The following is a 23,905-nucleotide window of genomic DNA, read 5'->3' on the forward strand; positions in this document are numbered from 1 at the left end:
GCGATGTTCGGCGCCGCAGGGCGCCGAACCGGCCACGAGGAGCAAAACACCACCCCATAGAACCTAGCACGCGGATCAAGAATAAATAGATGTGCAGACCTGACACGCGGACTAATAAGAAATTAGATAGGCAGACCCGAAACGCGACCTACACTGCAGGCGGCACGTACCCTTGCGCTTCAACATCCCGGTCTTCAAACAGAAAACTCTCCATCTGCTGCGCCAAATACTTACGAGCCCGGACATCGGCCAGATTCAAGCGATTTTCATTGACCAGACGGGTTTGCGTATCCATCCATTGCGCCCATGCTTCCTTCGATACGCTTTGCCAAATGCGAACCCCCAGGTCACCGGGATAGGGCGGATAATCCAGGCCTTCGGCCTCGCGTTTAAGCTTTACACATTGAACCATACGTGCCATGACAGTATTACCTTTAAAACGAGTTATCTAACCTTCCCATTGTACCTAGGGTCGGCCTTGATAGCCTCGTGCCCGCATGCACCGCCAATTACAGTTTCTTGATAAATACCAGGCTGTTGCGCGAACGGTTGTAATGCGCCTGGCGCTCTTTGGGTAGATCGGAGATACCGCCCGGTACAAAACCGCGCTTCATGAACCAGTGCGAGGTGCGCGTAGTCAGCACAAATAAGCGCTTTGCGCCCATTGCCCGGGCTTTGGATTCGGCATGGCGCAGCAGCATTTCACCTTCGCCCGACCCCTGCCATTCAGGCTGGACGATAAGGCAGGCCATCTCGGCCATGTTTTCTTCAAGGTAAGGAATAAGCGCCACGCAGCCATAGATGACGCTGTCGTGTTCCAGTACGGTAAATTTTTCCACGTCACGCTCAATGACAGAGCGCCCGCGGGGAACCAGGGTGCCATCGGCCTCCAGCGGTTCGATCAGTTGAACAATAGCGCCCACATCATCTACTACCGCCGGCCGCAGGTCGTCCAGGGTGTCTTCTACGACCATGGTGCCCACCCCGTCGTGGGTAAAGATTTCCAGCAGCACACTGCCATCCAGGGTGTAGGGCACCAGATGCGCCCGGGCAACGCCGCGTTTTACTGCGCGCGAGGCATGTCCCAGGAAGGAGGCTGTGTCGTCATCCAGCGAGCCGTTTGCCAGCAGCCTGTCGGCGTCTTCGCGAGCGAGCTCGGTGTCGACTGACCCGTCCGCATCGTGTACGGTTCTGTCTTGGGTCAGGAAAATGAGCTTTTCGGCGCGCAGGGCGACGGCGGCGCTGGTGGCAAGGTCTTCCATGGCCAGGTTGAAGGCATCGCCGGTCGGCGAAAAACCTAACGGCGAAAGCAGTACTATAGCGCCCTGGTGTATGACCATCTGGATCGCATCTATGTCCAGTTTGCGTACGGCGCCGGTATGCCGGTAGTCGACGCCGTCAATGATGCCGACTGGGCGCGCAGTAACGAAATTGCCGGATATGACGCGAATTTGCGCATGCGACATGGGTGTATTGGGCAGGCCTTGGCTGAAAGAAGCCTCGATATCCAGGCGGATTTCGCCCGCGGCTTCTTTGGCGCATTCCAGGGCTTCGGGGCTGGTCGGCTCGGTGCCGCGCCCAAATTGCGTCTGGTAGCCTTTTAGTTTCAATTGCTCATTGACCTGTGGGCGCGAGCCGTGGACCAGGACGAGTTTGACCCCAAGCGCGGACAGTAGTGAAAGGTCTTGTATCAGGGTGTTGAGTGCGCCGTCGCTGACGAGTTCGCCGCCGAATGCGATGACAAATGTCTTGCCCCGGAAGTCATGCACGTAAGGCGCGACTTCTCGAAACCATCGCACAAACTGGGCCGGGGCGAATTCGGGGGCGTCCTGCGCGGAAAAGGTTGTGTCGATGTCGCTAGTGCTCATAGGGTCGTATAGTGCTCAGCAAAAAGATTAGGTCTACAGCAAAATTATAATGACGGACTGCCCACTCAAAAGAAGTTTCATGCAAGAGCCTGTTAATTTGTCGGAAAACATGCACAAAGACAACAATGCACAGCCCGAAAGGGCGGTGCAAGCCGGACGCCGGGCCGGTCCCAAGGTAAGGGTGCAGCGCCCTTTGCCGAAGATAACGTATCCGGAAGACTTGCCTGTCAGCGCGCGTCGCGACGATATTGCGGCGGCGATCAAGGCGCACCAGGTGGTCATCATCTGCGGCGAGACCGGGTCGGGAAAAACAACGCAGTTGCCCAAGATATGCCTGGAGCTTGGGCGCGGCCAGGAAAAAATGATAGGCCATACCCAGCCGCGAAGGCTGGCGGCTACCTCAGTGGCCAAGCGGATTGCCGAAGAGCTTAATACCGAACAGGGCGATTGGGTAGGGTACCAGATCCGCTTTAATGATCGCACCGGGCCGAATGCCGCGATCAAGCTGATGACCGACGGTATTTTGCTGGCGGAGTCGCAGCGAGACCCACTGCTGCGCCGTTACGACACCATTATTATCGACGAGGCGCACGAGCGCAGCCTGAACATTGATTTTCTGCTGGGCTTTTTGAAACAGCTCTTGCCTCGCCGTCGCGATTTAAAACTCATTATTACGTCTGCGACCATAGACGCGGATCGCTTTTCCCAGCATTTTGCGCAGCAAGGCCGTCCTGCGCCGGTTATCGAAGTATCTGGCCGCCTGTATCCCGTCGATATCGTTTATCGCCCCGTTATGCTGGACAAGGATCCTACCGCGGGCGCAGAAACCGAGAGCAGGCGGGCAAGCGCTGATGAAGAGCGAGACCTGATCGATGCTGTCGTGGAAGGGGTGGCCGAGTGCGCCCGTCACGGCGCTGGCGACGTTCTGGTGTTCTTGCCTGGTGAGCGCGAAATCCGGGAAACGGTCGAAGCTTTACGAAAAAACCATCCGGCCAGTACCGAGGTGCTGCCTTTGTATGCCAGGTTGTCGCAGTCCGAACAGGAACAGATATTCCGGCCGCGCGGCAACGCGCGGCGCATCGTATTGGCCACCAACGTGGCCGAAACTTCTCTGACCGTGCCTGGTATACGTTATGTGGTTGATAGCGGCTTGGCGCGGGTCAAGCGGTATTCCTGGCGTAACAAAGTCGAGCAACTCCGGATAGAACCCATCAGCCAGGCGTCCGCGAACCAGCGGGCCGGGCGTTGCGGGCGTATTGGGCCGGGCGTTTGCATACGTTTATACGGCGAAGACGACTTTAAAGCCCGTGCGGCCTTTACCGATCCCGAGGTCTTGCGTTCGTCGCTTGCATCGGTGATTTTGCGCATGAAGGCCCTCAAGCTCGACGATATCGAGACGTTTCCTTTTGTTGATGCGCCTTCGGGCCGAGCCATTGCTGATGGCTATCATTTGCTGCAAGAATTGGGCGCGCTGGACGAAGACAACCGTTTGACGGATACCGGCCAGTCTTTGGCGCGCTTGCCGGTGGATCCGCGTCTGGCGCGCATGATATTGGCGGCAAAAGATCAGGAGTGCCTCGCTGAAATCCTGATCATTGCCTCGGCCTTGTCTGTACAGGATCCGCGTGACCGGCCGATGCAGGAGCGCGAAGCGTCAGAAGCCGCCCATGCGAAATTCGGCGACGATAAGTCTGAATTCGTTTCCTATCTGAAGTTATGGCGCTGGTATGGCGAACAAGTCGAGCACAAGGCTTCACAGCGCAAACTGGTGACTTTGCTGCGCCAGAACTTCTTGTCGCCCTTGCGATTGCGGGAATGGCGCGATGTCCATAGCCAATTGGCATCGATCGTGGGGGAGCAGGGCTGGCGCATGAATACGCTGGATGCCACTTACGAGCAGACGCATCTGGCGCTGCTTTCCGGCCTGCTGGGTAATATTGGCTTGAAAAGCGAAGACAGCGCAACCTATCAAGGCGCGCGCGATATTCGCTTCAATATTCACCCTGGTTCACGCCTGGTAAAGAAGGCTGGGCGCTGGATCGTAGCCGCGGAATTAGTCGAGACCACACGTCTTTATGCACGTTGTGTGGCCCGAATCGATCCGGTTTGGCTGGAAAAGGTCGGTGCGCATCTGATACGGCGCAACTGGTCCGACCCGCGTTGGGAGAAAAAAGCCGGGCAGGTCGTGGCCAACGAGCGTGCCACCCTTTATGGTTTGCCTGTCTATACAGGGCGGCGGATTCATTTCGGCAAAGTCGATCCTGCGCAGGCGCGGGAATTGTTTATCCGCCAGGCACTGGTGACCGGGGAAATCGATACAGCCCTGCCTTTCCTGAAACATAATCGGCAATTAATCGTCTCTATCGAGAAGCTTGAACATCAGACCCGGCGGCCCGACATTCTGGTCGACGACACCCTGATCTATGCTTTTTACGATAAGCAGATCCCTAAGGACGTTTATCAGACGGTCACCTTGGAAAAATGGTGCAAGCGCCTTAGTAAGGAGCAAGCTCAAGCCCTGATGCTGACGCGCGACGCCTTGATGCGCCACGATGCCGCTGGGATCACGACGGACGTATTCCCGAAGAAGGTGGAGTGGCAGGGCGTTCAGATGGCTGTCGATTACCATTTCGAGCCGGGTTCGGTGCGCGATGGCGTAACCCTGACCGTTCCGTTGTTTGCTCTGAACCAGATAGATCCCTTGCGTTGCGAATGGCTGGTGCCAGGCATGCTGAAGGAAAAGGTGCATCTGCTGCTCAAGTCTTTACCGCAAAAAATCCGGCGCCATTGTGTTCCCTTGCCGGATTATGCGGCGGGCTTTGCCGACCGCTGGTTTGACCGCGCAGCCGACCCCGAGGGCGGTTTGCTGGAGGCCATAGGGGCCGATATGTGGGAACAGCTAAAAGTGCGGCCCTTGCGCAGCGATTTCAAGGTGGAAACGCTGCCTGCCCATTTGTTCATGAACTTCAAAGTGGTGGATGAGCACGGCCGGATGTTGTCGGGCGGACGCAACCTGGATCAGTTGAAAGCCGAGCATGGCAAACAAGCCCAGGCATCGTTCCAGAAGTTTGCGGCGCGGGACGATCAGGTGGCACAAGCGCTGGCTCACGAAAAGCTCACCGACTGGACCTTCGGCGCTTTACCGGAGATCATGGAAATTAAGCGCAAGGGCCAGTCTTTTGTCGGCTATCCCGCTCTGATCGACCGCAAGACCTATTGCGATCTTGACGTCTATGATGATCCGGCCGAGGCACGGGTACAGCACCACGCGGGCTTGTTGCGGCTTTTCCGGCTGGCCCTGCGTGAACAGGTCAAGTTTCTGGAAAAGAACCTTGGCGACCTGACCCGTATGAGCATGCTTTACATGAGTCTGGGCACTCAGGAAGAGTTGCGCGATCAGATCATCGATTGCGCCTTGGATCAGGCCTGCCTGGCTGAGCCCTGGCCGCACGATAAAGACAGTTTTGAACAGCGGCGTAATGAAGGTAAATCCCGTCTTGGTCTGTTGGCGCAGGAAATGGCCAGACTGGCAGGTCAGATACTGACGGAATGGGCTGCGTTGCAAAAGAAGCTGCCCCAGGCCAAACCGCATGCCGCAGCCTATGCCGACATGCAAAAGCAGCAAGGCGGGTTGATGACGAAATGGTTTTTGCAAAAGACACCTTATCGCCAGCTTACGCACTATCCGCGCTATCTGAAGGCTGCGCAGGTTCGAATCGATAAGCTGCGGGCCGATCCCGCTCGTGACAATCGCCTGATGGACGAGATGGCCCCGCTGCTGGTGCAGTATCAGCGTGCGGCCTCCGCCCTGAAAGGCGCACCGGATGCCCAGCTGGACGAGTTTCGCTGGTTGCTTGAAGAATTGCGTGTAGCGTTATTTGCCCAGGAGCTGCGCACGCCCATGCCAGTTTCGGTCAAGCGCTTGCAAAAAGCTTGGTCGGCCATGCAGCGCTGATCTGCTCCGCCCCGGACGCACCATAGGTACAATTCAATAATGACCGAAGCGAATTCATCCCCACTATTTGTACACCTGCGCATCCACTCTGAGTTTTCAGTGGTGGATGGTATAGGCCGCATCCCGGATCTGGTAGCGAAAGCAGCCGAATTTGGGCAGCCGGCCATGGCGATCACCGACCTGTCCAATTTGTTCGGCCTGATCAAGTTTTATAAAGCCGCCCGAAAAACCGGCATCAAGCCGATAGCGGGCTGCGATATCTGGCTGGAAAACGAAGAAGATCGAGACAAGCCTTATCGCTTGCTGTTGCTGGTCAGCAATCAGCAGGGCTATTTGGCCTTGTGCGAGATCCTGACCCGCGCGTGGCTTGAGAATCAGTATCGAGGGCGTGCTGAAGTGCGCCGCGACTGGCTGCTGGGTCAAACCGGCCTGGTCGTGCTTTCCGGCGGTCGCATGGGCGATGTAGGCCAAATGCTGGAAGCCGGGAAGCCGGAAGAAGCCGCCGCGCTGGCTGCCGGCTGGGCCCAGGCGTTTCCAGGCAACTATTACATCGAGTTGCAGCGTAGCGGCAACGAAGGTGACGAAACCTATGTACAGCACGCCATGCGGTTGGCAGGCGACTTGGCCTTGCCAGTCGTGGCGACGCATCCTGTACAGTTTGTGCATTCCGGCGATTTTCGGGCGCACGAAGCGCGCGTGTGTATCGCCGAGGGTGAACAGTTGGCCAATGCCAAGCGGGTACGGCGCTTCACCGAAGACCAGTACATGCTCAGTTCGCAGGAAATGGCACAGCGCTTTGCCGATGTGCCTTCGGCGCTGCTCAACTCGGTCGAGATTGCTAAGCGCTGCAACCTGACTTTGGTGCTGGGCAAGCCGCGTTTACCTGACTTCCCCACGCCGGAAGGCATCACACTGGACAACTACATGATCCAGTTGGCTGAAGAAGGGTTGGCGGTGCGCATGGCGCAGTTGTTTCCGAATGAAGCCGAGCGCCAGGAAAGATACCCGCAGTACCTGGAACGCTTGCAATGGGAATGCAAAACCATTACTGGCATGGGTTTCCCAGGTTACTTCCTGATCGTTGCAGACTTTATCAACTGGGGCAAGAACAACGGTGTGCCGGTCGGGCCAGGGCGGGGCTCCGGCGCAGGCTCTCTTGTGGCGTACTCGCTGGGCATTACCGACCTGGACCCCATTTGCTATGACTTGCTGTTCGAACGCTTCCTGAATCCGGAACGGGTTTCCATGCCCGACTTCGATATTGACTTTTGCCAGGACAATCGCGAACGCGTCATCGACTACGTTAAACAAAAGTATGGCAAAGAAGCGGTAAGCCAGATCGCTACTTTCGGTACGTTGGGGGCAAAGGCAGTCGTGCGCGACGTTGGCCGGGTGCTGGAAATGCCCTACATGTTGTGCGATGGCTTGTCCAAAATGATTCCGTTCAGCCCGGCCGATCCTTGGACGCTTGCGCGTACCTTGGCCGACGAGCCGGCTTTCAAAGAGCGCTACGAAGAAGATGAAGAGGTCCGCGCGCTCATCGATCTGGCCAGGCCGCTTGAAGGCTTGACGCGCAATATCGGCATGCACGCGGGCGGGGTGCTGATCGCTCCGGGCAAGCTCACTGATTTCTGCCCGCTGTATTGCCAGCCTGGCATCGACAGCAACGCCGTTTCACAGTTCGACAAAGACGATGTCGAGGCCGCCGGCCTGGTCAAGTTCGACTTTCTGGGCCTGCGCAACCTGACCATTCTGGACTGGGCGGTGCGTTTTGTGCGCCAGTTCAACGAAACCAAGCGCGATTTCGACATCATGGCGCTCAAGCTGGATGATCCGCGGGCCTACAAGCTGCTTAGCGACGGCAATACCACAGCGGTGTTCCAGCTTGAGTCGCGGGGTATGAAAGAGCTGCTCAAGAACCTGCGGCCCAACACCTTTGAAGACATTATCGCCATGTTGGCGCTGTACCGCCCTGGCCCGCTTGAGTCCGGCATGGTGGTGGACTTTGTTAACCGCAAGCACGGTCGCGCCGAGGTTGACTACTTTCACACAGATCTCGAACCGGTACTTAAAAGCACGTATGGCGTGATTGTGTACCAAGAGCAGGTGATGCTCATTTCGCAGATCGTAGGCGGATACTCATTAGGCGGCGCCGACTTGCTCCGCCGCGCCATGGGTAAGAAAAAAGCGGAAGAAATGGCTGAGCACCGCGCCATTTTTGAAAAGGGCGCGGTTGAGAAAGGTTACGACGCGGATCTGGCGGTCAAGCTGTTTGACCTGATGGAAAAATTTGCAGGCTATGGCTTTAACAAAAGTCACTCGGCTGCCTATGCCCTGATTGCGTACCAGACCGCATGGCTCAAAGCCTACCATCCCGCAGAGTTCCTGGCCGCCACGCTGTCGTCCGATATGGACGATACCGACAAAGTCCAGATTTTCTGGAAGGACGCCTTGGCCAACGGCGTAGAAGTGTTGCCGCCGGACGTCAATGCGTCGGCCTATCGTTTCGAGCCAGTCAATGACGAGCATACGGCCAAGGGCAAGCCGCCGCGCACCATGCGTTATGGTCTTGGCGCCGTCAAAGGCACTGGCCAGAGTGCAGTGGAAGCCATTATCCAGGCGCGTGAAGAGGGCGGGCCTTTCGTCAGCCTGTTCGACTTCTGCCGCCGTATTGACCGGCATTCCGTCAACCGCCGCACTATCGAGGCCTTAATTCGCGCGGGTGCCTTCGACCTTATCGAAGACAACCGTGCCGCCTTGCTGGCGACGGTCAGCAGCGCCATCGAGGCTGCAGAACAGGCCGAGCGCAGCGCTAACCAGGTGTCCTTGTTTGCGGATGATGCCAACGAGATCGTCGAGGGCGAGCTCTCCAAAGTAGCGCCATGGGATCTGCAAACCCACTTTACCGAAGAAAAGGCAGCGCTGGGTTTCTTCTTTAGTGGTCATTTGTTCGATGCCTGGCGCGACGAAGTCCGCCGTTTTGCACCGCAGCCGCTGGCTCGCCTGGAAGCATCGCGCAGCTTGCAGTGGTTTGCCGGCGTGCTTTCTTCAGTGCGTCCCAAAATGACTCGGCGCGGCAGGATGCTGTACGCCGTCCTGGACGACGGCTCAGCTCAAGTTGAAGTTGCGATTTTTAACGAGCTATACGAACAGCATCGCAACAGGCTGAAGGAAGACCGCCTGGTCATTATTCAGGGCAAAGTCAGCAATGATGACTACTCCGGGGGCTTTCGCGTATCGGCGGAGTCCGTATTCGACTTGCAATTGGCCCGTGAAGCCCGGGCGCGCAGCTTGCGGATCACGCTAAATGGCAATGCCGATCCCGCCCGCCTGCGCCAGCTGTTGAACCCTTTCCGTGCGGAGCCTGAAAACGGCGTGCCAGGGATTCCGGTCGAGTTACGCCTCAAGCGCAGCGACTTCCTGTGCACAGTGCGTCTTGGGGAAGAGTGGCGCGTGCGCATGGCCGATGCCATGCTGGAACAATTAAGCGCGTGGGTCGAACCCGATGGCGTGGAGATCAACTACTCATGACGCCTTTGCGAATATTGCACTCCGAGGCGGCCACCAGCTTCGGGGGACAAGAGCAGTACATATTCAGAATGATGCTGGCTATGCGTGAACGAGGCCATCATCTGGAGGCTGTCTGCCAACCGCATGCGGTCCTTGCGCAACGCTTGCGTGATGAAGGCTTTACCGTGCACACCACGTATATGGACGGGCCGGTCAATTTCCTGAAAAGCCAGGTCAGTATTCGTCGGGTGTTGCGGCAAGGCCGCTTTGATGTGCTCAATACGCATAGCCGGCGCGACACGATTGTTGCAGGGTGTGCCGCCCGTCTTGCGGGCACGCCTTTAATCGTTCGCACGCGCCACTTGGCCAACAAGGTCGGTTCTTTGCTGTCCTATACCGTTATTCCGCATCGCGTGACTACGGCCAGCGATTTCGTGCGCAATCATCTTATCGAGCGTGGCGTATCGCCCGGGCATGTAGCCACCGTTTATCCCGCCGTGGACACGCCACCTGTGCCGGAATTTTCTACTTTGCGTCAGGAGCTGAGCCTGGCGCAGAATGATGTGGTGGTCGGCTGTGTAGCAGTGATGCGCAAGCTGAAGGGGCATCGCGAACTCATCGATGCCATGGAACCTCTGATCAAAGATCGTCCCAATGTTCATCTTGTGCTTGTGGGAGGCGGTTCGCCCGTTTTTGAAGAAGTGCAGGCTTATGTAGCCGAAAAAGGCCTGGGCAAGCGGGTGCACATGTTGGGTGCGCGACGCGATGTCCCCAACTTGTTGGCGGGCTTCGATATCTTTGCCCTGGCGACGAGAAAAGAGGCGTCCGGTACCGTTTTCGTCGAAGCCGGGGCGGCCGGTTTGCCCGTCGTGGGCACGAACGTTGATGGAGTCCCTGAAATGATGCAGGCTGGCGTCAGCGGGTTGCTTGTGCCGTTGGATGACGGGCCGGCCCTTACCGCTGCGTTGAAACGTTTAATAGACGATCCTGAGTTGCGCCGCCAGATGGGGCAGGCCGGCTTCAGGTTTTGCCGTGACGATGACAAGTTCAGCGCCAATGCCATGGCCCAGCGGGCCGAAGCTTGTTATACGCGCTGGCTTGCGGAGCGAAAATCATGAAATATGCCCAAACCGTGCCGGTACTGATGTATCACCATGTCTCACCTGTCGAGGGCATGATCAACGTCGGGCCGCTCAACTTCGAGCAGCAATTGCTGTGGCTCAAACGCAGGGGTTACCGATCACTGACCAGTGATGAATTTGCTGGCCACCTGAAAGGCCAGCCTGTACCGGCAAAATCGGTGCTGATTACTTTCGATGACGGTTATTTGGATAACTGGGTATACGCCTACCCATTGCTAAAGAAGTACGGATATACGGCAATCATTTTCCTGGTGACATCCTGGATCAATGATGGCCCGCTACGACATTATCTTGGGCAGGGCGAGCTGCCTGAAACCCCTTCGCATCGAGAATGCGAAGATCGCATCAGCCAGGGCCGCAGCGATGAAGTCATTCTTCGATGGAGTGAAATCAAGGCCATGCAAGAAGACGGTGTGTTCGAGTTCCATAGTCATACCCATACGCATACCCGCTGGGACCAAAACACGCCAATCGAGAAAAACGAGCGCATGGCGCAAGAACTGGCCTTGTCCCGCGCCAGCCTGCAAGAACATCTAGGCAGCGTCTCGGAACACTTCTGCTGGCCCCAAGGTTATTTCGACGCTGATTACACAAGGCTGGCTCAAGAGGCAGGTTTTCGTTACCTCTATACGACCAAGGCATTTGGACAGAATCGGGCGGGTACCGACCCGGCGCACATTTATCGGTTCGCGGTGCGCAACACTTCAGGGAATTCGGTTGGCCGACGCATTCAGGTGGCGGCGCATCCGCTGATCGGACCGCTCTTCAATAAATGGAAACTTTGGAAGCGTAGTCTCAGGACGCGTAAATGACGCTATCAGTCATTATCATCACCAAGAACGAAGCAGCTCATATCGCTGACTGTATAGCGTCTGTTCGTTTTGCGGATGAAATCATCGTGGTGGATTCGGGCAGTACCGATGGCACCCGCGAGCTTGCCGCCGGCCTGGGCGCCAAGGTCACGTTGACGCAAGACTGGCCTGGATTCGGGCGGCAAAAAAACCGTGCGCTCGACCTTGCGACCTGTGATTGGGTGTTGTCCATCGATGCGGATGAACGGGTCACGCCAGAATTGGCCCAGACAATTCAGCAAGAACTGGTGAACCCGCGTGCGCAAGCCTACAAAATAGCGCGGCTATCCAATTTCGGAGGAAGATGGATACGGCATAGCGGTTGGTGGCCTGATCATGTTTTGCGCCTGTTCAAGCGGGGAACCGCCAGGTTCAAAGACGTGGCTGTGCACGAAAGTGTGCAGACATCATCTGCCATAGTCACACTTGATAGTCACTTCCTGCATTACCCCTACGCGGATCTTGAAACCTTTATCGCCAAGATCAATCATTATTCGTCCGAAGCGGCGGCCATGATGCACGCCAGGGGAAAAACGACCAGTGTCCTGGGCGCCACGGGCCACGCTGTCTGGACTTTCATACGCATCTACCTGATCCGCCGGGGCTTCCTGGATGGAAAGGAAGGGTTTATTCTTGCAGCAATGGGTGCTGCGGGAAGTTTCTTCCGCTACAATAAGTTGCTTTTGCTACAAAAAGACAAGATTAATAAATAGGATAGGGGGCTGACGGTGCGGGGGCACTCCAGTTTCCCCGTCGGCTCGCAATGAAAATTCTAATTACGGATATCCATCATGGAAATGGTGGTGGTCATGTTACGTATGTGCTTAGCTTATTGAAAGGGCTCAAGGACGATATTGACTTGACCGTCGCAGCGCCTCCTACCGGAAGGCTTTACGAACTTGCGTCTCGTATGCAAGGGGTACGCGTACTGCCGGGTTTGTATACGTCGCGGCCACTTACCTTGTTTGCTGAAGTCAGGGCCTTGCGCAAGTTTTTGAAGCAGGAACGCTTCGACGTGGTCCACGTTAACGGGGGTGCCGATCATCGGCACATCATGCTGGCATGCCTGGGTTTGCGGCATCGCCCAGCCATCGTGTGGACCAAGCACAACACCAATCCCGTTTCCAGTCTGGGGCACAACTTGCGTGCAAAATTCGGCACCGATGTTTCCATTGCTGTTTGTGATTATGTCGCTAATATATTGTCGCAGTCCGGCTACCGCGGCCGCCCTATACAGGTGGTCAGAAACGGCATAGATATCGACTATCTGGTGCCAGCAAGCGCCGCTCATAAGCAAGATTGCAGGCGCCAGCTTTTCGGGCAATTGGCAGACGATGTGCTGGTGCTGGGCAGCATAGGTGGAACCGACTACAACAAAGGGTGGCTGGTTCTCGTTGAGGCAATCTCGCGTCTGGATCCTGCCTTGCGCCGTCGTTTCAGGGTGGTGGTTGCGGGCGACCCTCCGTCACAAAGCATGCTGGATAAAGTCAATGCATTGCACATGTCTGAACAGGTAATGTTTCCGGGTTTGGTCAAAGACGTCCGCACGGTGCTTGGCGCCTGCGATATCGGTTTCGTGCTGTCATTTCGCGAAGCCGCGTCTTATGCAAGCTGTGAAACCATGGCTATGGGTTTGCCTGCTCTGGTGTCGGATGCAGGCGGCTTGCCGGAAAATGTGCGTCACGGCCAAGATGGCTGGATAGTGCCTGCAGGCGATGTCGACGCATTGCGGTGCTTGTTGCAACAGATTCTCTCTGGTGCTTCATGCTTGCCTACTATGGGGCAATCTGCCCGTGCGCGGGTAGAACAAGTGTTTTCCACATCCAGCTTTATTGCTGATACGAAAAACGTATATAAGCAGGCGCATACGCGGGTGCGGCAAGTTGCGGCGATATAATCGACCCCATGATACCGATTCTTATGTACCACCAGATAGGCAACCCAGCACCCAAAGGGACGCCTTATCGCAGTTTGACCGTGCACCCTGCGGATTTCAGGCGGCAAATGGTATGGTTGCGCCGCTTTGGCTACCGGGGACTGTCCATGCGCGAGCTAATGCCCTACATCAAAGGTGAACGGCACGGCAAGGTCGTGGGTATCACCTTTGACGACGGCTACCGCAACGTCTACCAGAATGCGTTGCCGGTGCTGCGTGACCAGGACTTCACCGCGACCAACTATTTTGTAGCTCGTCAGCTCAATGGCGGCAACATCTGGGATAAAGAAAAGGGTATTCCGCATTCCGACCTCATGTCAGCCGATGAACTGCGAGGGTGGGCCGCTGGCGGTATGGAGGTGGGGTCACATACTCTGGATCATCCTTTCCTGCCTAAGCTCTCGCCTGAATTGGCCGACTATCAAATCAGGCAGGCTAAAAACGAACTCGAGCAGGTATTGGGTGCTGAAGTGACAGCATTCTGTTACCCCTATGGTGGCGAAACCCCCGAACTGCGCGGCATGGTGCGCAATGCCGGCTATCGCAATGCCACTACTACTCAAGGCGGTCTTGCGAATGCGTCCGATGATATCTACGGCCTGCCTCGGGTTACAGTAGCGCGCACGACCAATATATTTCGTTTTTTGCAAAAGTGCATGACGCGCCTGGAAGACAAGCGGCGCCAGCGTTAGCATCACTCGCCCGGGACGGCTATCGCACCTGTGCCGCCTTGCAAGAACCTCATTTTCCTATTGTCAGTCGCCTATGCCTCGATTAAAAATAGCTTTTGTTGTAGATCGTTTTGGCAACCGTTTTGGGGGGGCGGAAGCGTATGGTGTCGAGCTGATGCGGGAGTTGGCCCAGGAGCACGACATTACCGTGTTCGCGCGGGATTATGACGAGGCTTGCGATCTGCGCCTGCCTTTCGTGCCCTTGCGGTCGTGGTCGCGCTGGCCTAGCTGGGTTCGAGTCCTGATTTTCGCCTGGCGCGCTCGGCGGGCTACCCGCGGACGCTACGACATTGTTCATTCGCATATGAATGGCTGGTGCGGTGACATCGAAGTCGTGCATGTGACACCCGTGCGCTACAACTGGAGAGTGCGACCTTTACCGGCGGTCAAGCGGCTATTGTCCTACGCCAGCCTGCGTGTGCAAACCTATCTGGGGTTGGAGGCCCGTCGCGTGGCGCCCCGGCCCGGGCATCGCACCGTGGCGGTATCCGGCCTGATAGCAGAGCAGTTGCGCAAGGCTTATGGCGCGGCGTTTTCTTGTCCCATTATTCCTCCGGGGGTATCGCGCCCGGTCGTGTCAGATGGTTCTCAACGAGCGCTGATACGTGAACAAATGGGCTGGGCCGATAGCGATAACATATGTTTGCTGGTCGCCAGGAACCCATTGCGCAAAGGCCTGCCTACGGTATTGAATGCGCTGGCGCAGTTGCCCGCTCATTTCAAGTTGCTAGTGGTGGGGGGCAATGCGGCCACGCGCGACTTTATTCATAAGTCGGCTCAGTTTCAGCCGCTTGTCGACCGGATACGCCTGGTCGAAGAAACGCCCGATGTTTCATCGTATTACCTGGCCTCCGACACTTACGTGCATCCAACGCTTAACGATAGTTTCGGCATGGCGCCGCTGGAAGCCATGTCATTTGGTCTGCCCGTCATTCTCAGCCCCAGCCCCTGGTGCGGTTTTGCCCAATACGTTCGCGACGGCCAGGATGCCGTCCTCTTGACGCATCCCGAAGACGCCGACCAGCTGGCGCAATTTATTTCGCAGATAGGCAGCGATGCCGCATGGCGGGCACGGCTGGTGCAGGGCGGTAATGAAGTCGTGGCCAACCATAGTTGGCCACGGATCGCCGGGCTATATCAGGATTTATATCGCGACGTCATTGCCGAGCGTCTTTAATGACAACGCGATAAGCACAGGCGTTGTCAGGCCGGTGCGATATTCTGGTTTGTCCTGAACAGATTATCTGGGTCGTACTTGCGTTTGATCTGAGCCAGGCGGTCGTAATTCGAACCGTAGGCAGAACGTATGCGATCTCCTTCATCGCTGGTCAGAAAGTTGACGTAGACGCCGCCGCTGGCATACGGAGCCGAGGCGTTGAAGTAGTCGCGCGCCCAAGCTATGCAGGACTTGTCATCGGCGGGGTCATCCCAGCGGCCATGGACATTCATGACAAACTTGGCGTCGCGATGGGCGTATGCCATGGCATCCGGGGCTTGACGCTCCGTCGCTCTGCCGATGGCGCCGAAGAAAATCTCGCATTGAGGCGATGGTAATTTTTTGACGTATTCGATCACAACATCAAACAGGCCGTCTGCGAGCACCGAAAAATTGTGGGACTTCCAATAGTTGCGAGTTCCGGGCGTCAGTAGCGGGTCGAATGCCTGTTGCCAGGCAACATAAGGCTGGACACCGACGTGTTCGCCCAACGGGGTGCCGAACGTGCGCAATGGTTTAATGAGTTGCTCGCCCTGAGCGGGGTCGCCGACGTAAAGCAGGGCGAGCGCGACAATCTCTTGGCCATGGACTTCAGCAGGCAGGAAAGGCAGGGGAGGCGCTTTGCGCAGCACCGTCCATACCGACAGTTCATCCGGCGCTTGGGCGACAAAATCGCGGTACTGTTGCAGCACGGATTTTGCCTGGGAAAGGGGGTAGACGATCAGCCCGCTTAGTACGTCCGGGCCAACTGGATGGAGTTGAAATTCGAAGCGCGTGACTATGCCAAAGTTGCCGCCGCCGCCCCGGAGTGCCCAAAACAGATCGGGATGTTCAGTAGCGCTAGCGTGTACAGTCTCACCAGCCGCGGTTACCACCTCGGCGGACTCAAGATTGTCGACGGTCATGCCAAACTTGCGGCTTAACCAGCCGAAACCGCCACCCAGCGTCAGCCCGGCAACCCCGGTAGTGGAATTGATGCCCAACGGGGTTGCCAGGCCGTGGGCCTGGGTCGCCGCGTCAAAGTCTGCCAGCGTGGCGCCGCCGTCGACGGTGGCCCGGCGCGTACCTGGTTCGACGTCGACGCTTTTCATTTGGCTAAGGTCAACCACTATGCCGTCGTCGCATAACGCGCTGCCGGCAATGTTGTGGCCGCCACCCCGAACAGCGAGTATTAAGTCATTATCCTTTGCGAAGTTCACGCCAAGGACTACGTCAGATGTCGAGGCGCAGCGGGCGATGACCGCCGGCCGCTTGTCTATCATGGCGTTCCAGATTTTACGTGTGCTTTCATATGCAGCGTCGCCAGGAAGAACAATGTTTCCTTTGAAGCGCGTTTTTAGTTCGTCGATATTTTTGGCTTGCACATTGGTCATGATTGTCTCCCTAAGTGCGCTGTTGCCAATCGGGCCTGGGGTAGGCCATGGAGCTCGTGGGGTACTTCTCGCGAGTGTTTTTTCCGCCACTATACTCTTGCTATTGATACCTCGAAGATTCAAATTGAAAGCTATCTGTTGCTATTTGCATCACCTGGAAACAGGCGAAATTACTTCCCATCACGCGCTTCGGCTAATGCAATCGTCAAATGTTGAACCTTCTTTTTTAGTAGATCGCGCTCTTCCGTAAGTTGGGCTACAACGACTGTCAGTCGATGGATTTCGACTTGATCGGGCGTTGCATCGCTGGGGGGCGGTTCCGGTTCTGTCTTGGGCGGTAACCGAGCCTCGCGGACTTGTTTTGCCGCCTGGCGCAGTTCCTTCTTGCCACCGGCAACGGCGGCGACTTGTTCTTCACTGGGAAGGGAAGCAACGGCAGCCGCCGCATTAATCGAAATCACGCCTGACTTTACCGCGCCCACCAATTCAGGCGCCGCTGTCTTTTGGATTTTCTCGATCTGTCCCAATGTTGCGCTGCTGACTCGCGCAGCACGTGCAACGGCTTCACGGGTCAATGGCGGTTCGGCCTTGGCTTGATCTGAAGCGCCGGCTCCTGCAAGTTCTGCTGATGCGCGTTGTGCTTGAGCCTGCGCGAGACGCTCGGCTACGATTTCCTTCTTGCGCAAGGCCAGCACCCCACGCTGGAAATCCGATACGCTGCGTCGGCCAAGGTGGTTGTCTATCATCCACAGATGTACGTCATCCATGGACTTGAAAGTATGGTTTTGCGTGGTATTGAAAGGGATGCTGTGTTTCTGGCAGATGCCGTAGCGGTTGTGTCCATCAACCAGAATATCGCCCCATAGCACCAGGGCATCGCGGCAGCCTTCTGATAGCAGGCTGCGTTCCAGCGCAGCGTATTCGTCTTCGGTCAGCGGGTCGATATACGCACGGAGGTCTTCGTTGATAATAATGTTCATGGTCCAGGGAAAATAAAACGATAGCGCCGGTAGTGTACACAGCACCTCAGTCGGGCGTCTCATCAATGATAGACTTCCTGTTCCACTAGCTATTGAACGAATGAGAGTATTTGATGAGCACTGAACTACAGATAACAGACATCCAGTCCGGCGACGGTAAAGAGCTGGTCAAGGGCGCGTTGATTACCGCCCATTACAGCGGTTTTCTAGAAGACGGCACTAAGTTCGATTCCTCTTACGATCGCGGCGAGCCTTTCCAATGCGTGATCGGAACGGGACGTGTCATCCAGGGATGGGACCAGGGCCTGTTGGGCATGAAAGTTGGCGGAAAACGCAAGTTGTTTGTTCCTGCCCACTTGGCTTATGGCGACAGGCAGATGGGGCCTGTCATTGCGCCTAATTCGAATCTGGTCTTCGAGATCGAACTGCTGGATGTACAAACGCGCGACGAGTAAGTACTCGAAAGTTGGCGGCCACTCGCAAGCTATAAACAAAATTAAATAGCTTGCACGGATAGCGTTGGATGCAGATAATGGCTCCTCGAAATGAGGAGAGTTACATGTTTCGCTTGCCGTGGCGCCCGGACGTGATGGTTGTTACCCTGGCCGCTGCCGGGATTCTGATGGTGACGATGGGGGCGCGTCAGTCGTTCGGGCTTTTTATCAGTCCCATCAATTCGTCCACAGGCATGGGCATCGCTACCATTAGCTTCGCCTTGGCTATTGGTCAGTTCGCTTGGGGCGCAATACAGCCCATTGCCGGCGCATGTGCTGACCGCTACGGGGCACGCGTTGTGCTGATTGCCGGGGTTCTCATCATGGCCCTGGGTTGCGCGATTACGCCATTCATGGGGTCGGGATTCGGCCTGACGGTATCGCTGGGCCTGCTCGCAGCCATAGGCTCGGGCGCGGGTAGCTTTTCTGTCTTGATCGGCGCGGCATCTCAGCAGTTGCCGCCAGAATCCCGCGGCACGGCTTCCGGCGTAATTAATGCAGGGGGGTCGTTCGGTCAATTCGTCTTTGCGCCAATTCTGCAAAAACTGATTCAGTCTTTCGGCTGGATGGGGGCAATGTGGTCGGTGGCGTTGATGACATTGGCCGCCTTGCCATTAATCGGTAAATTGACCCGCAGCAACGAAGCGCCACATCCGCATGTGGATTCGGGCAAGGGGTTGGGGCGAACCGTCAAGGATTCGCTAAAAAATCGAAGTTATCTATTACTGCATATCGGGTTCTTTACCTGCGGCTTCCATATCGCCTTTCTGGTCACGCACCTACCCGGGGAAGTCGATTTGTGCGGGCTGCCGCCAGCTGTCGCCAGTTGGTCCCTGGCTATTATCGGTCTGGCCAATATCGTGGGCAGTCTGGTTGCCGGTTCATGTGTCGCCAAATACCGCAGCAAGTATATTCTTGCCGTCATGTACGGCTCGCGAGCGTTGTTGATTGCGTGGTATCTCATGATGCCGCGTACCGAATGGACGTTTTACCTGTTTGCGGCGGGGCTGGGGGCTACCTGGCTGGCCACCGTGCCGCCGACTGCCGCCTTGGTCGGGAAGCTGTTTGGCATGCGCTATCTTTCGACCTTGTTTGGGATGACGCTGTTGTCGCACCAGATTGGCGGCTTTCTGGGCGCATGGCTGGGCGGTCTGGCCATTAGCCAATTCGGCGACTATTCCTGGATGTGGTATGCCGACATGGCCCTGGCCGCCATTGCTGCGCTGGTCAACTTGCCTATTCGCGAGTCGGCGATAACCAGGGCGCCGGCAAAGCCGTCACTTAGTGCCTCTTAAGGGGCAGTGGCGCGCTCAAGTGCATCTATCCAGGAAATTGCTTGCTCGCGGCTCGTCCCACACATTTCGATCGACGCCTGCAGCCCCGCGCAGCAGGCGGGGCGCGTAGGCAGTCCAAAAATTCCGCATAAATTGTCGTCGGTGAGCTGAATACATCGGACACCGGCAGGCTTGCCCTCAGGCATCCCCGGAATCGGGCTGGAGATTGAAGGCGCGATACAACAGGCGCCGCAGCCTGCGCGACATTGCATAGCCTTAAATCCAGCCCCGTACCCAGTAAACCAGCAGCCCGACATACTCTTTGATGATCGAGCGGCTGGCTTCCAGCGCCCGCATATTCGGTTGCCAGAAAGAAAAGCCTTGCTTGCCTGGCACCACGATTTGCGGCGCGGATGGGGCGGCTACCGCTACGACCCCTTGTTTTTTGAAGACCGCCATTGCGCGGGGCATATGCAAGGCCGACGTCACGATCAGCACTTGATTGATATGCAGCTGTTTAAGTGCTTCGACGGTATAAAGCGCGTTTTCATAGGTGGTATAGCTGCGGTTCTCGATTACCACTGCATCAGGTGGAATATCTTGTTGGGCCAGGGAATTGGCCATTAGTTGGGCTTCGCTCACCTTGCCATCCAGGGCTGCGCCGGACACGATGATCAGCGGCGCCCTGTGTGCCTTGTAAAGCATTGCGGCAGTATCGATGCGCGACGTTGCTGTGGCGCTGTCATAGGGTTCGAACCAGTTCAAGCGATTGTTGGCTGTACTGCCCCCAAGAACGACAATGGCCTGGGCATTGGGCATGCTCATGGGCATTTTGTACGGGTAAAGCTGCTCCAGGCGCCCGCCTGCCCAGAGCGACGAGGCGGGGAGCGACCAAAAAAGAGCCCAACCCAGACCCGCCGCCGCGACGAAAAACGCGGTTTTTCGCTGTCGGAGCATAAACAGCACTGCGGCCACCACCAGCAAGGTGATGCACAGATTCAAGGGAATCACTAAGTTGGTTAAAAAACTCGATAGTGTCATGCGCCGCCGTTCAGTTACTTATTGCAAAAGGGCAAGTATCTGCTGCCCTGTGTCATCCAGAGAGGGCCATGCATGTGCCGAGCCCAGGCATACTGCTTTTTCTGACCATGGTCCGGTGCGTTCACGATGCGTTACTCCAAATAAGGACAACTGCCGGGCATCGGCCGCCGCAGCAAGATGAGACACACCCGAATCATTGCACACGACCAAGGATGCAAGTCGAGTGAGTGTAGCAAAAGCGCCCAGATTTAGAGAAGGGAGGCAGATAGCGGTGGGTGCGTTCACCTTGGCCGCTTCTGCTTCGGACGGGGGAGGGCACATGGCTACCGTATAGCCTTGTTCTTGCAAGCGCCTGGTCATGGCATCGAAATGGGGCCAGACTTTGATTTTTCCGCGGTGCAGGCCGGTGGCCGTTGGCGCTATCAGTATGAATTGGCCGGCCTTCAGGCCAGCGGTTTTCATGGCGTGTTCGGCTTGCGCATGATGCTTGTCAGTCAGTTGCAGCCCCAGTCTGGCTGAAGGACGGCTTGGGGAAATAGGGTGGTTCCAGCGTTTCAACGCCTGGCTGGTCACGTAGTACCACGATTCTACTGCGTGTAAATTGGACGGCGGCTTGTTGATAGGCCAGCGCAAGATCAGGCTGCGTCCGTCATCGCGGTAGCCGGCGCTGGGTACGCCGGCAAACTTGAAAACCATGGCGCTGGACAGGGAGTCGGGCAGAAGCAGGCCTCGAGGGTGCGCATGTTGCGACTTCTTTCTGTAAGCATGGACAGTGGCCCGGTCTTCACGCCAACGCCCCTTCATTTCGATAAACCCACCCAACTTATACGCCGACAATAAATCTTTGGCCCAAGGCCTGGCACATACGACAACGGGGATGCCAGTGCCCAGCAAGGCGTGCAGACTGGGCAGGCTCATGCAAACATCCCCAATCCAGTTGGGAAGGCGTACATAGATAGCGGAAAGAGTAGGCATGAATGAGTAAAGGTTGCGGCGAGGGAAGTATGATGGCGGGTATTCGAGCTTAACGAACTGTGCACAATGCACATCTTTGCAAGAAAGTTAAAATGATTCACCCATTAGTATATAAGCGAGTTAATTGTTGACGTCTGCCTCTCAAGCCACATCGCCCGGTTCCACCCCTGTTAAGTTCGATTTGTGGCGTCGGATATACACTCGTTTAGGCGTTTACTGGAAAGCGGTGGTGGTGGCCGTGCTTCTGGTCAGCGTGGCGGCGGCGACCCAGCCGACGCTCGCCATCATTATGAAGCCCTTGCTGGACGAGGGCTTTTCGGGCTCCAAGCCGTCTTATATTTGGTCAATTCCCCTGGCTGTGGTCGGTTTGATGCTGTTGCGCGGCATATGCAGTTACGGGAGCACCTATTTGCTGGCATGGGTGGCCAACAATATGTTGCTGGGCTTGCGCAAAGAAATGTTCCAGCGCTTGCTGGGACTATCTGACGAAAATTTCAAACGCGGCGACTCGGGCCGCCTCCTGAATCGCTTTACTATCGATGCCGGCACGGTAACCGGGCTGGCAACTGAAGTCATTACGGTAGTGGTGCGCGAAAGCCTGGTCGTGGTGGCATTACTGGCTGTGCTGCTGTACATGTCATGGCAGCTTACGTTGATCGTCCTGGTCATGTTGCCGATTTCGACGTTTATTGCCCGCGTGTTCATCAAACGCTTGCGGCGCATAAATCGCGAAACAATCAGCATGAACGCCGAATTGACCAGGGTGGTGCGTGAAGGCATTGACGGCCAGCGAGTAATCAAGCTGTTTGATGGATACAAGCGTGAAAATAGTCGTTTCGAATATGTAAATGGCAGATTGCGGCGGTTTGCGATGCGTGCGGCTGCCGCTGATGCGGCCATGTCGCCGCTGACACAGTTTTTTGTAGGGTTGTCGGTGGCGGCGGTCATTGCGGTGGCCTTGTATCAGGCGAACAACGAAGGGCTAACCGTGGGCAGCTTCGCTGCGTTCATGGCGGCGCTGGGCCAAATATTCGATCCCATCAAGCGCCTGACCAATATTGCCAGCGCCATGCAACGCATGCTGATATCAGCGGAAAGCGTATTCACGCTTATTGATCAAACACCAGAAGATGATAGCGGCACAAAGAAACTGGCCCGGCCTATCAAGGGGCAAGTGGAATTCCGCAACGTGTTCCATCGTTTTCCCAATACATCTGCCGATACGCTCTCGAATGTATCGTTTACGGCAGAACCAGGGCAGACGGTGGCGTTGGTAGGGCGGTCGGGCAGCGGTAAAACGACGCTGGTCAATATGTTGCCGCGCTTTGTTTATCCTGCTTCGGGTACTGTCACCATCGATGGGCAAGATGTCAAAGAGCTGGATCTACGGGAACTGCGTTCCCACTTGTCGCTGGTAAGCCAGGATGTCGTGCTGTTTGAAGGCACCATCGCCGAGAACGTGGGCTATGGCGCGCTGCATGACGCCAGCCACGAAGAAATCTGCAAAGCGCTTGATGCCGCCAATTTGCTGGAATTCGTGCAAGGCTTGCCGCAAGGGCTGGATACGCCGGTCGGCGAAAATGCCAGTCAGTTGTCAGGTGGCCAACGTCAACGCTTGGCGATTGCCCGCGCCCTGATCAAAAATGCACCCATCTTGATTCTGGACGAAGCCACATCGGCGTTGGACAACGAGTCGGAAAGGCAGGTGCAGGCGTCGCTGGAATTGTTGATGGAAGGACGCACTACCCTAGTGATCGCCCATAGACTGTCAACCGTCCAGAAAGCGGATCGCATTGTTGTCCTGGACGCTGGTCAAATTGTTGAGCAAGGCCGTCACGGAGAGCTGCTGGAAATGAATGGTCGTTACGCATCGCTTTATCGCATGCAGTTTCGGGATGAAGGTTGATCATGAAGGGAAATAAGAAAATGAAAAAAATAGCGATGCTTGCGGCTTTGACAGTATTGGGCGGCTGCGCTGCGGGATCGGCCGGATTAAGAGCAGTCGATTTGCGCGACCCCATGTATTTGCGCTCCGAGCGGACTATTCCGTTGACGTTTCCAAAAATTCAAATGGCGTTGTTCAAGCATCAGGCGGCTTGCGGTAGCGCGCCGCAGTTTTCCATGGATCCGCGTCAAACAGGTTATGCCACCTTGGTTGATCGGCCAGCGGGCGCTGATAATTTCGATCAAGCTATTTTGGTCGACTTAATCCAGTATCAAGAAACAATGATGGAAGAGTCGCGCACCAAGACCAAGGTCTACACCTATTACGCGGATACAGCGACCAAAAAACGCATTGATCAGGTTTTCGAGGCGATTGCGCATCCCGAAGTGTGTCCGGAAAACTAGCCGCTTTGAAGGGCTAAGTCGACACTTCTGAACAGTTGGCTGCCCACTCCAATAAAGCTCGAATCCCTGGATTGACCTGTGAGCGCACATACGACGGGATAAGGGCGTTGCCAAGTGTAGGAAAGTAATATGACGGTGGGGCGGTTGTGTGGTTGGCCAAGGTAAGGCGATCCTTCGTACCTTACCCTGGTAGGCGTTTAGAACGCCCAG

At 56.3% G+C, this 23,905-nt stretch carries 19 protein-coding genes; 12 read left to right on the forward strand and 7 right to left on the reverse strand.

What is annotated here, in order from left to right; all coding sequences use genetic code 11:
- Window positions 1–148 precede the first annotated feature (148 nt).
- Together ABWO67_RS10915 and argA are read right to left on the reverse strand one after the other, a co-directional pair.
- Window positions 149–421: an oxidative damage protection protein gene (locus ABWO67_RS10915; RefSeq protein ID WP_353151655.1), complete on the reverse strand. Its 273-nt coding sequence runs from the start codon at window positions 419–421 to the stop codon at window positions 149–151.
- Window positions 422–509: 88 nt separating this feature from the next.
- Entirely contained in the window at window positions 510–1,868 is a 1,359-nt protein-coding gene (gene argA, locus ABWO67_RS10920; protein ID WP_353151658.1) for an amino-acid N-acetyltransferase, read from the reverse strand.
- Window positions 1,869–1,947: 79 nt separating this feature from the next.
- On the opposite strand from argA, the gene hrpA reads away from it, so the two are divergent.
- The 8 genes from hrpA (at window position 1,948) to ABWO67_RS10960 (ending at window position 15,170) form a co-directional block, all read left to right on the forward strand.
- Window positions 1,948–5,823 carry an ATP-dependent RNA helicase HrpA gene (gene hrpA / locus ABWO67_RS10925; protein WP_353151661.1) on the forward strand — a complete coding sequence of 1,292 codons (3,876 nt, stop codon included), beginning with the start codon at window positions 1,948–1,950 and terminating at the stop codon, window positions 5,821–5,823.
- Between the two features lie 39 nt (window positions 5,824–5,862).
- Window positions 5,863–9,354, forward strand: a complete 3,492-nt coding sequence (gene dnaE, locus ABWO67_RS10930) for a DNA polymerase III subunit alpha (RefSeq protein WP_353151664.1) — start codon at window positions 5,863–5,865, stop codon at window positions 9,352–9,354.
- Complete coding sequence (locus ABWO67_RS10935) at window positions 9,351–10,451, forward strand: glycosyltransferase family 4 protein (protein ID WP_353151667.1); 1,101 nt, start codon at window positions 9,351–9,353, stop codon at window positions 10,449–10,451. The genes dnaE and ABWO67_RS10935 overlap by 4 nt, the downstream gene beginning before the upstream one ends.
- Entirely contained in the window at window positions 10,448–11,287 is an 840-nt protein-coding gene (locus tag ABWO67_RS10940) for a polysaccharide deacetylase family protein (RefSeq protein WP_353151670.1), read from the forward strand. The genes ABWO67_RS10935 and ABWO67_RS10940 overlap by 4 nt, the downstream gene beginning before the upstream one ends.
- A complete protein-coding gene (locus ABWO67_RS10945) occupies window positions 11,284–12,039 on the forward strand; it encodes a glycosyltransferase family 2 protein (RefSeq protein WP_353151673.1) in 756 nt (251 codons plus the stop codon). The genes ABWO67_RS10940 and ABWO67_RS10945 overlap by 4 nt, the downstream gene beginning before the upstream one ends.
- A gap of 50 nt (window positions 12,040–12,089) precedes the next feature.
- On the forward strand, window positions 12,090–13,223 hold the full coding sequence (locus tag ABWO67_RS10950) for a glycosyltransferase (RefSeq protein WP_353151676.1): 1,134 nt from the start codon (window positions 12,090–12,092) through the stop codon (window positions 13,221–13,223).
- 8 nt (window positions 13,224–13,231) lie between these two features.
- The gene (locus ABWO67_RS10955) at window positions 13,232–13,954 is read left to right on the forward strand and encodes a polysaccharide deacetylase family protein (protein WP_353151679.1); all 723 of its coding nucleotides are present in this window, start codon (window positions 13,232–13,234) and stop codon (window positions 13,952–13,954) included.
- A gap of 73 nt (window positions 13,955–14,027) precedes the next feature.
- Window positions 14,028–15,170, forward strand: a complete 1,143-nt coding sequence (locus ABWO67_RS10960; RefSeq protein ID WP_353151682.1) for a glycosyltransferase family 4 protein — start codon at window positions 14,028–14,030, stop codon at window positions 15,168–15,170.
- Window positions 15,171–15,196: 26 nt separating this feature from the next.
- On the opposite strand, the gene ABWO67_RS10965 is transcribed toward ABWO67_RS10960, so the two are convergent.
- Entirely contained in the window at window positions 15,197–16,582 is a 1,386-nt protein-coding gene (locus ABWO67_RS10965; protein ID WP_353151685.1) for an FAD-binding oxidoreductase, read from the reverse strand.
- Window positions 16,583–16,752: 170 nt separating this feature from the next.
- Entirely contained in the window at window positions 16,753–17,562 is an 810-nt protein-coding gene (locus tag ABWO67_RS10970) for a ParB N-terminal domain-containing protein (RefSeq protein ID WP_353151702.1), read from the reverse strand.
- 113 nt (window positions 17,563–17,675) lie between these two features.
- Between ABWO67_RS10970 and ABWO67_RS10975 the strand changes: the two genes are divergently transcribed.
- Entirely contained in the window at window positions 17,676–18,017 is a 342-nt protein-coding gene (locus ABWO67_RS10975) for an FKBP-type peptidyl-prolyl cis-trans isomerase (protein ID WP_353151687.1), read from the forward strand.
- Between the two features lie 104 nt (window positions 18,018–18,121).
- A complete protein-coding gene (locus tag ABWO67_RS10980; RefSeq protein ID WP_353151690.1) occupies window positions 18,122–19,351 on the forward strand; it encodes an MFS transporter in 1,230 nt (409 codons plus the stop codon).
- Here ABWO67_RS10980 and ABWO67_RS10985 read toward each other — a convergent pair.
- Genes ABWO67_RS10985 through ABWO67_RS10995 form a run of 3 tightly spaced genes read right to left on the reverse strand, consistent with a single transcriptional unit; the run spans window position 19,348 to window position 21,346 of the window.
- Window positions 19,348–19,602 carry a YkgJ family cysteine cluster protein gene (locus ABWO67_RS10985; protein ID WP_353151692.1) on the reverse strand — a complete coding sequence of 85 codons (255 nt, stop codon included), beginning with the start codon at window positions 19,600–19,602 and terminating at the stop codon, window positions 19,348–19,350. The two genes, ABWO67_RS10980 and ABWO67_RS10985, sit on opposite strands and share 4 nt — an antisense overlap.
- Window positions 19,603–19,606: 4 nt before the next feature.
- The gene (locus tag ABWO67_RS10990; RefSeq protein WP_353151694.1) at window positions 19,607–20,371 is read right to left on the reverse strand and encodes a YdcF family protein; all 765 of its coding nucleotides are present in this window, start codon (window positions 20,369–20,371) and stop codon (window positions 19,607–19,609) included.
- 18 nt (window positions 20,372–20,389) lie between these two features.
- Window positions 20,390–21,346: a glycosyltransferase family 9 protein gene (locus ABWO67_RS10995; RefSeq protein WP_353151696.1), complete on the reverse strand. Its 957-nt coding sequence runs from the start codon at window positions 21,344–21,346 to the stop codon at window positions 20,390–20,392.
- A 124-nt stretch (window positions 21,347–21,470) separates the two neighbouring features.
- Between ABWO67_RS10995 and msbA the strand changes: the two genes are divergently transcribed.
- The gene (gene msbA / locus ABWO67_RS11000) at window positions 21,471–23,252 is read left to right on the forward strand and encodes a lipid A export permease/ATP-binding protein MsbA (RefSeq protein WP_502930000.1); all 1,782 of its coding nucleotides are present in this window, start codon (window positions 21,471–21,473) and stop codon (window positions 23,250–23,252) included.
- 20 nt (window positions 23,253–23,272) lie between these two features.
- Window positions 23,273–23,695: a hypothetical protein gene (locus ABWO67_RS11005; protein WP_353151700.1), complete on the forward strand. Its 423-nt coding sequence runs from the start codon at window positions 23,273–23,275 to the stop codon at window positions 23,693–23,695.
- Window positions 23,696–23,905: the final 210 nt, after the last annotated feature.

Origin of the sequence: Pollutimonas bauzanensis (assembly GCF_040393045.1) — a bacterium.
GTDB lineage: Bacteria > Pseudomonadota > Gammaproteobacteria > Burkholderiales > Burkholderiaceae_B > Pollutimonas > Pollutimonas bauzanensis_A.

Coding starts and splice junctions, on each gene's coding strand:
- ABWO67_RS10945 (WP_353151673.1), top strand. CDS start 11,284: ATGACGCTATCAGTCATTATCATCACCAAGAACGAAGCAGCTCATATC.
- ABWO67_RS10995 (WP_353151696.1), bottom strand. CDS start 21,346: ATGCCTACTCTTTCCGCTATCTATGTACGCCTTCCCAACTGGATTGGG.
- ABWO67_RS10950 (WP_353151676.1), top strand. CDS start 12,090: ATGAAAATTCTAATTACGGATATCCATCATGGAAATGGTGGTGGTCAT.
- ABWO67_RS10915 (WP_353151655.1), bottom strand. CDS start 421: ATGGCACGTATGGTTCAATGTGTAAAGCTTAAACGCGAGGCCGAAGGC.
- ABWO67_RS10975 (WP_353151687.1), top strand. CDS start 17,676: ATGAGCACTGAACTACAGATAACAGACATCCAGTCCGGCGACGGTAAA.
- ABWO67_RS10980 (WP_353151690.1), top strand. CDS start 18,122: ATGTTTCGCTTGCCGTGGCGCCCGGACGTGATGGTTGTTACCCTGGCC.
- ABWO67_RS10960 (WP_353151682.1), top strand. CDS start 14,028: ATGCCTCGATTAAAAATAGCTTTTGTTGTAGATCGTTTTGGCAACCGT.
- argA (WP_353151658.1), bottom strand. CDS start 1,868: ATGAGCACTAGCGACATCGACACAACCTTTTCCGCGCAGGACGCCCCC.
- ABWO67_RS11005 (WP_353151700.1), top strand. CDS start 23,273: ATGAAAAAAATAGCGATGCTTGCGGCTTTGACAGTATTGGGCGGCTGC.
- ABWO67_RS10940 (WP_353151670.1), top strand. CDS start 10,448: ATGAAATATGCCCAAACCGTGCCGGTACTGATGTATCACCATGTCTCA.
- ABWO67_RS10990 (WP_353151694.1), bottom strand. CDS start 20,371: ATGACACTATCGAGTTTTTTAACCAACTTAGTGATTCCCTTGAATCTG.
- dnaE (WP_353151664.1), top strand. CDS start 5,863: ATGACCGAAGCGAATTCATCCCCACTATTTGTACACCTGCGCATCCAC.
- ABWO67_RS10970 (WP_353151702.1), bottom strand. CDS start 17,562: ATGAACATTATTATCAACGAAGACCTCCGTGCGTATATCGACCCGCTG.
- ABWO67_RS10965 (WP_353151685.1), bottom strand. CDS start 16,582: ATGACCAATGTGCAAGCCAAAAATATCGACGAACTAAAAACGCGCTTC.
- hrpA (WP_353151661.1), top strand. CDS start 1,948: ATGCAAGAGCCTGTTAATTTGTCGGAAAACATGCACAAAGACAACAAT.
- ABWO67_RS10955 (WP_353151679.1), top strand. CDS start 13,232: ATGATACCGATTCTTATGTACCACCAGATAGGCAACCCAGCACCCAAA.
- ABWO67_RS10985 (WP_353151692.1), bottom strand. CDS start 19,602: ATGCAATGTCGCGCAGGCTGCGGCGCCTGTTGTATCGCGCCTTCAATC.
- ABWO67_RS10935 (WP_353151667.1), top strand. CDS start 9,351: ATGACGCCTTTGCGAATATTGCACTCCGAGGCGGCCACCAGCTTCGGG.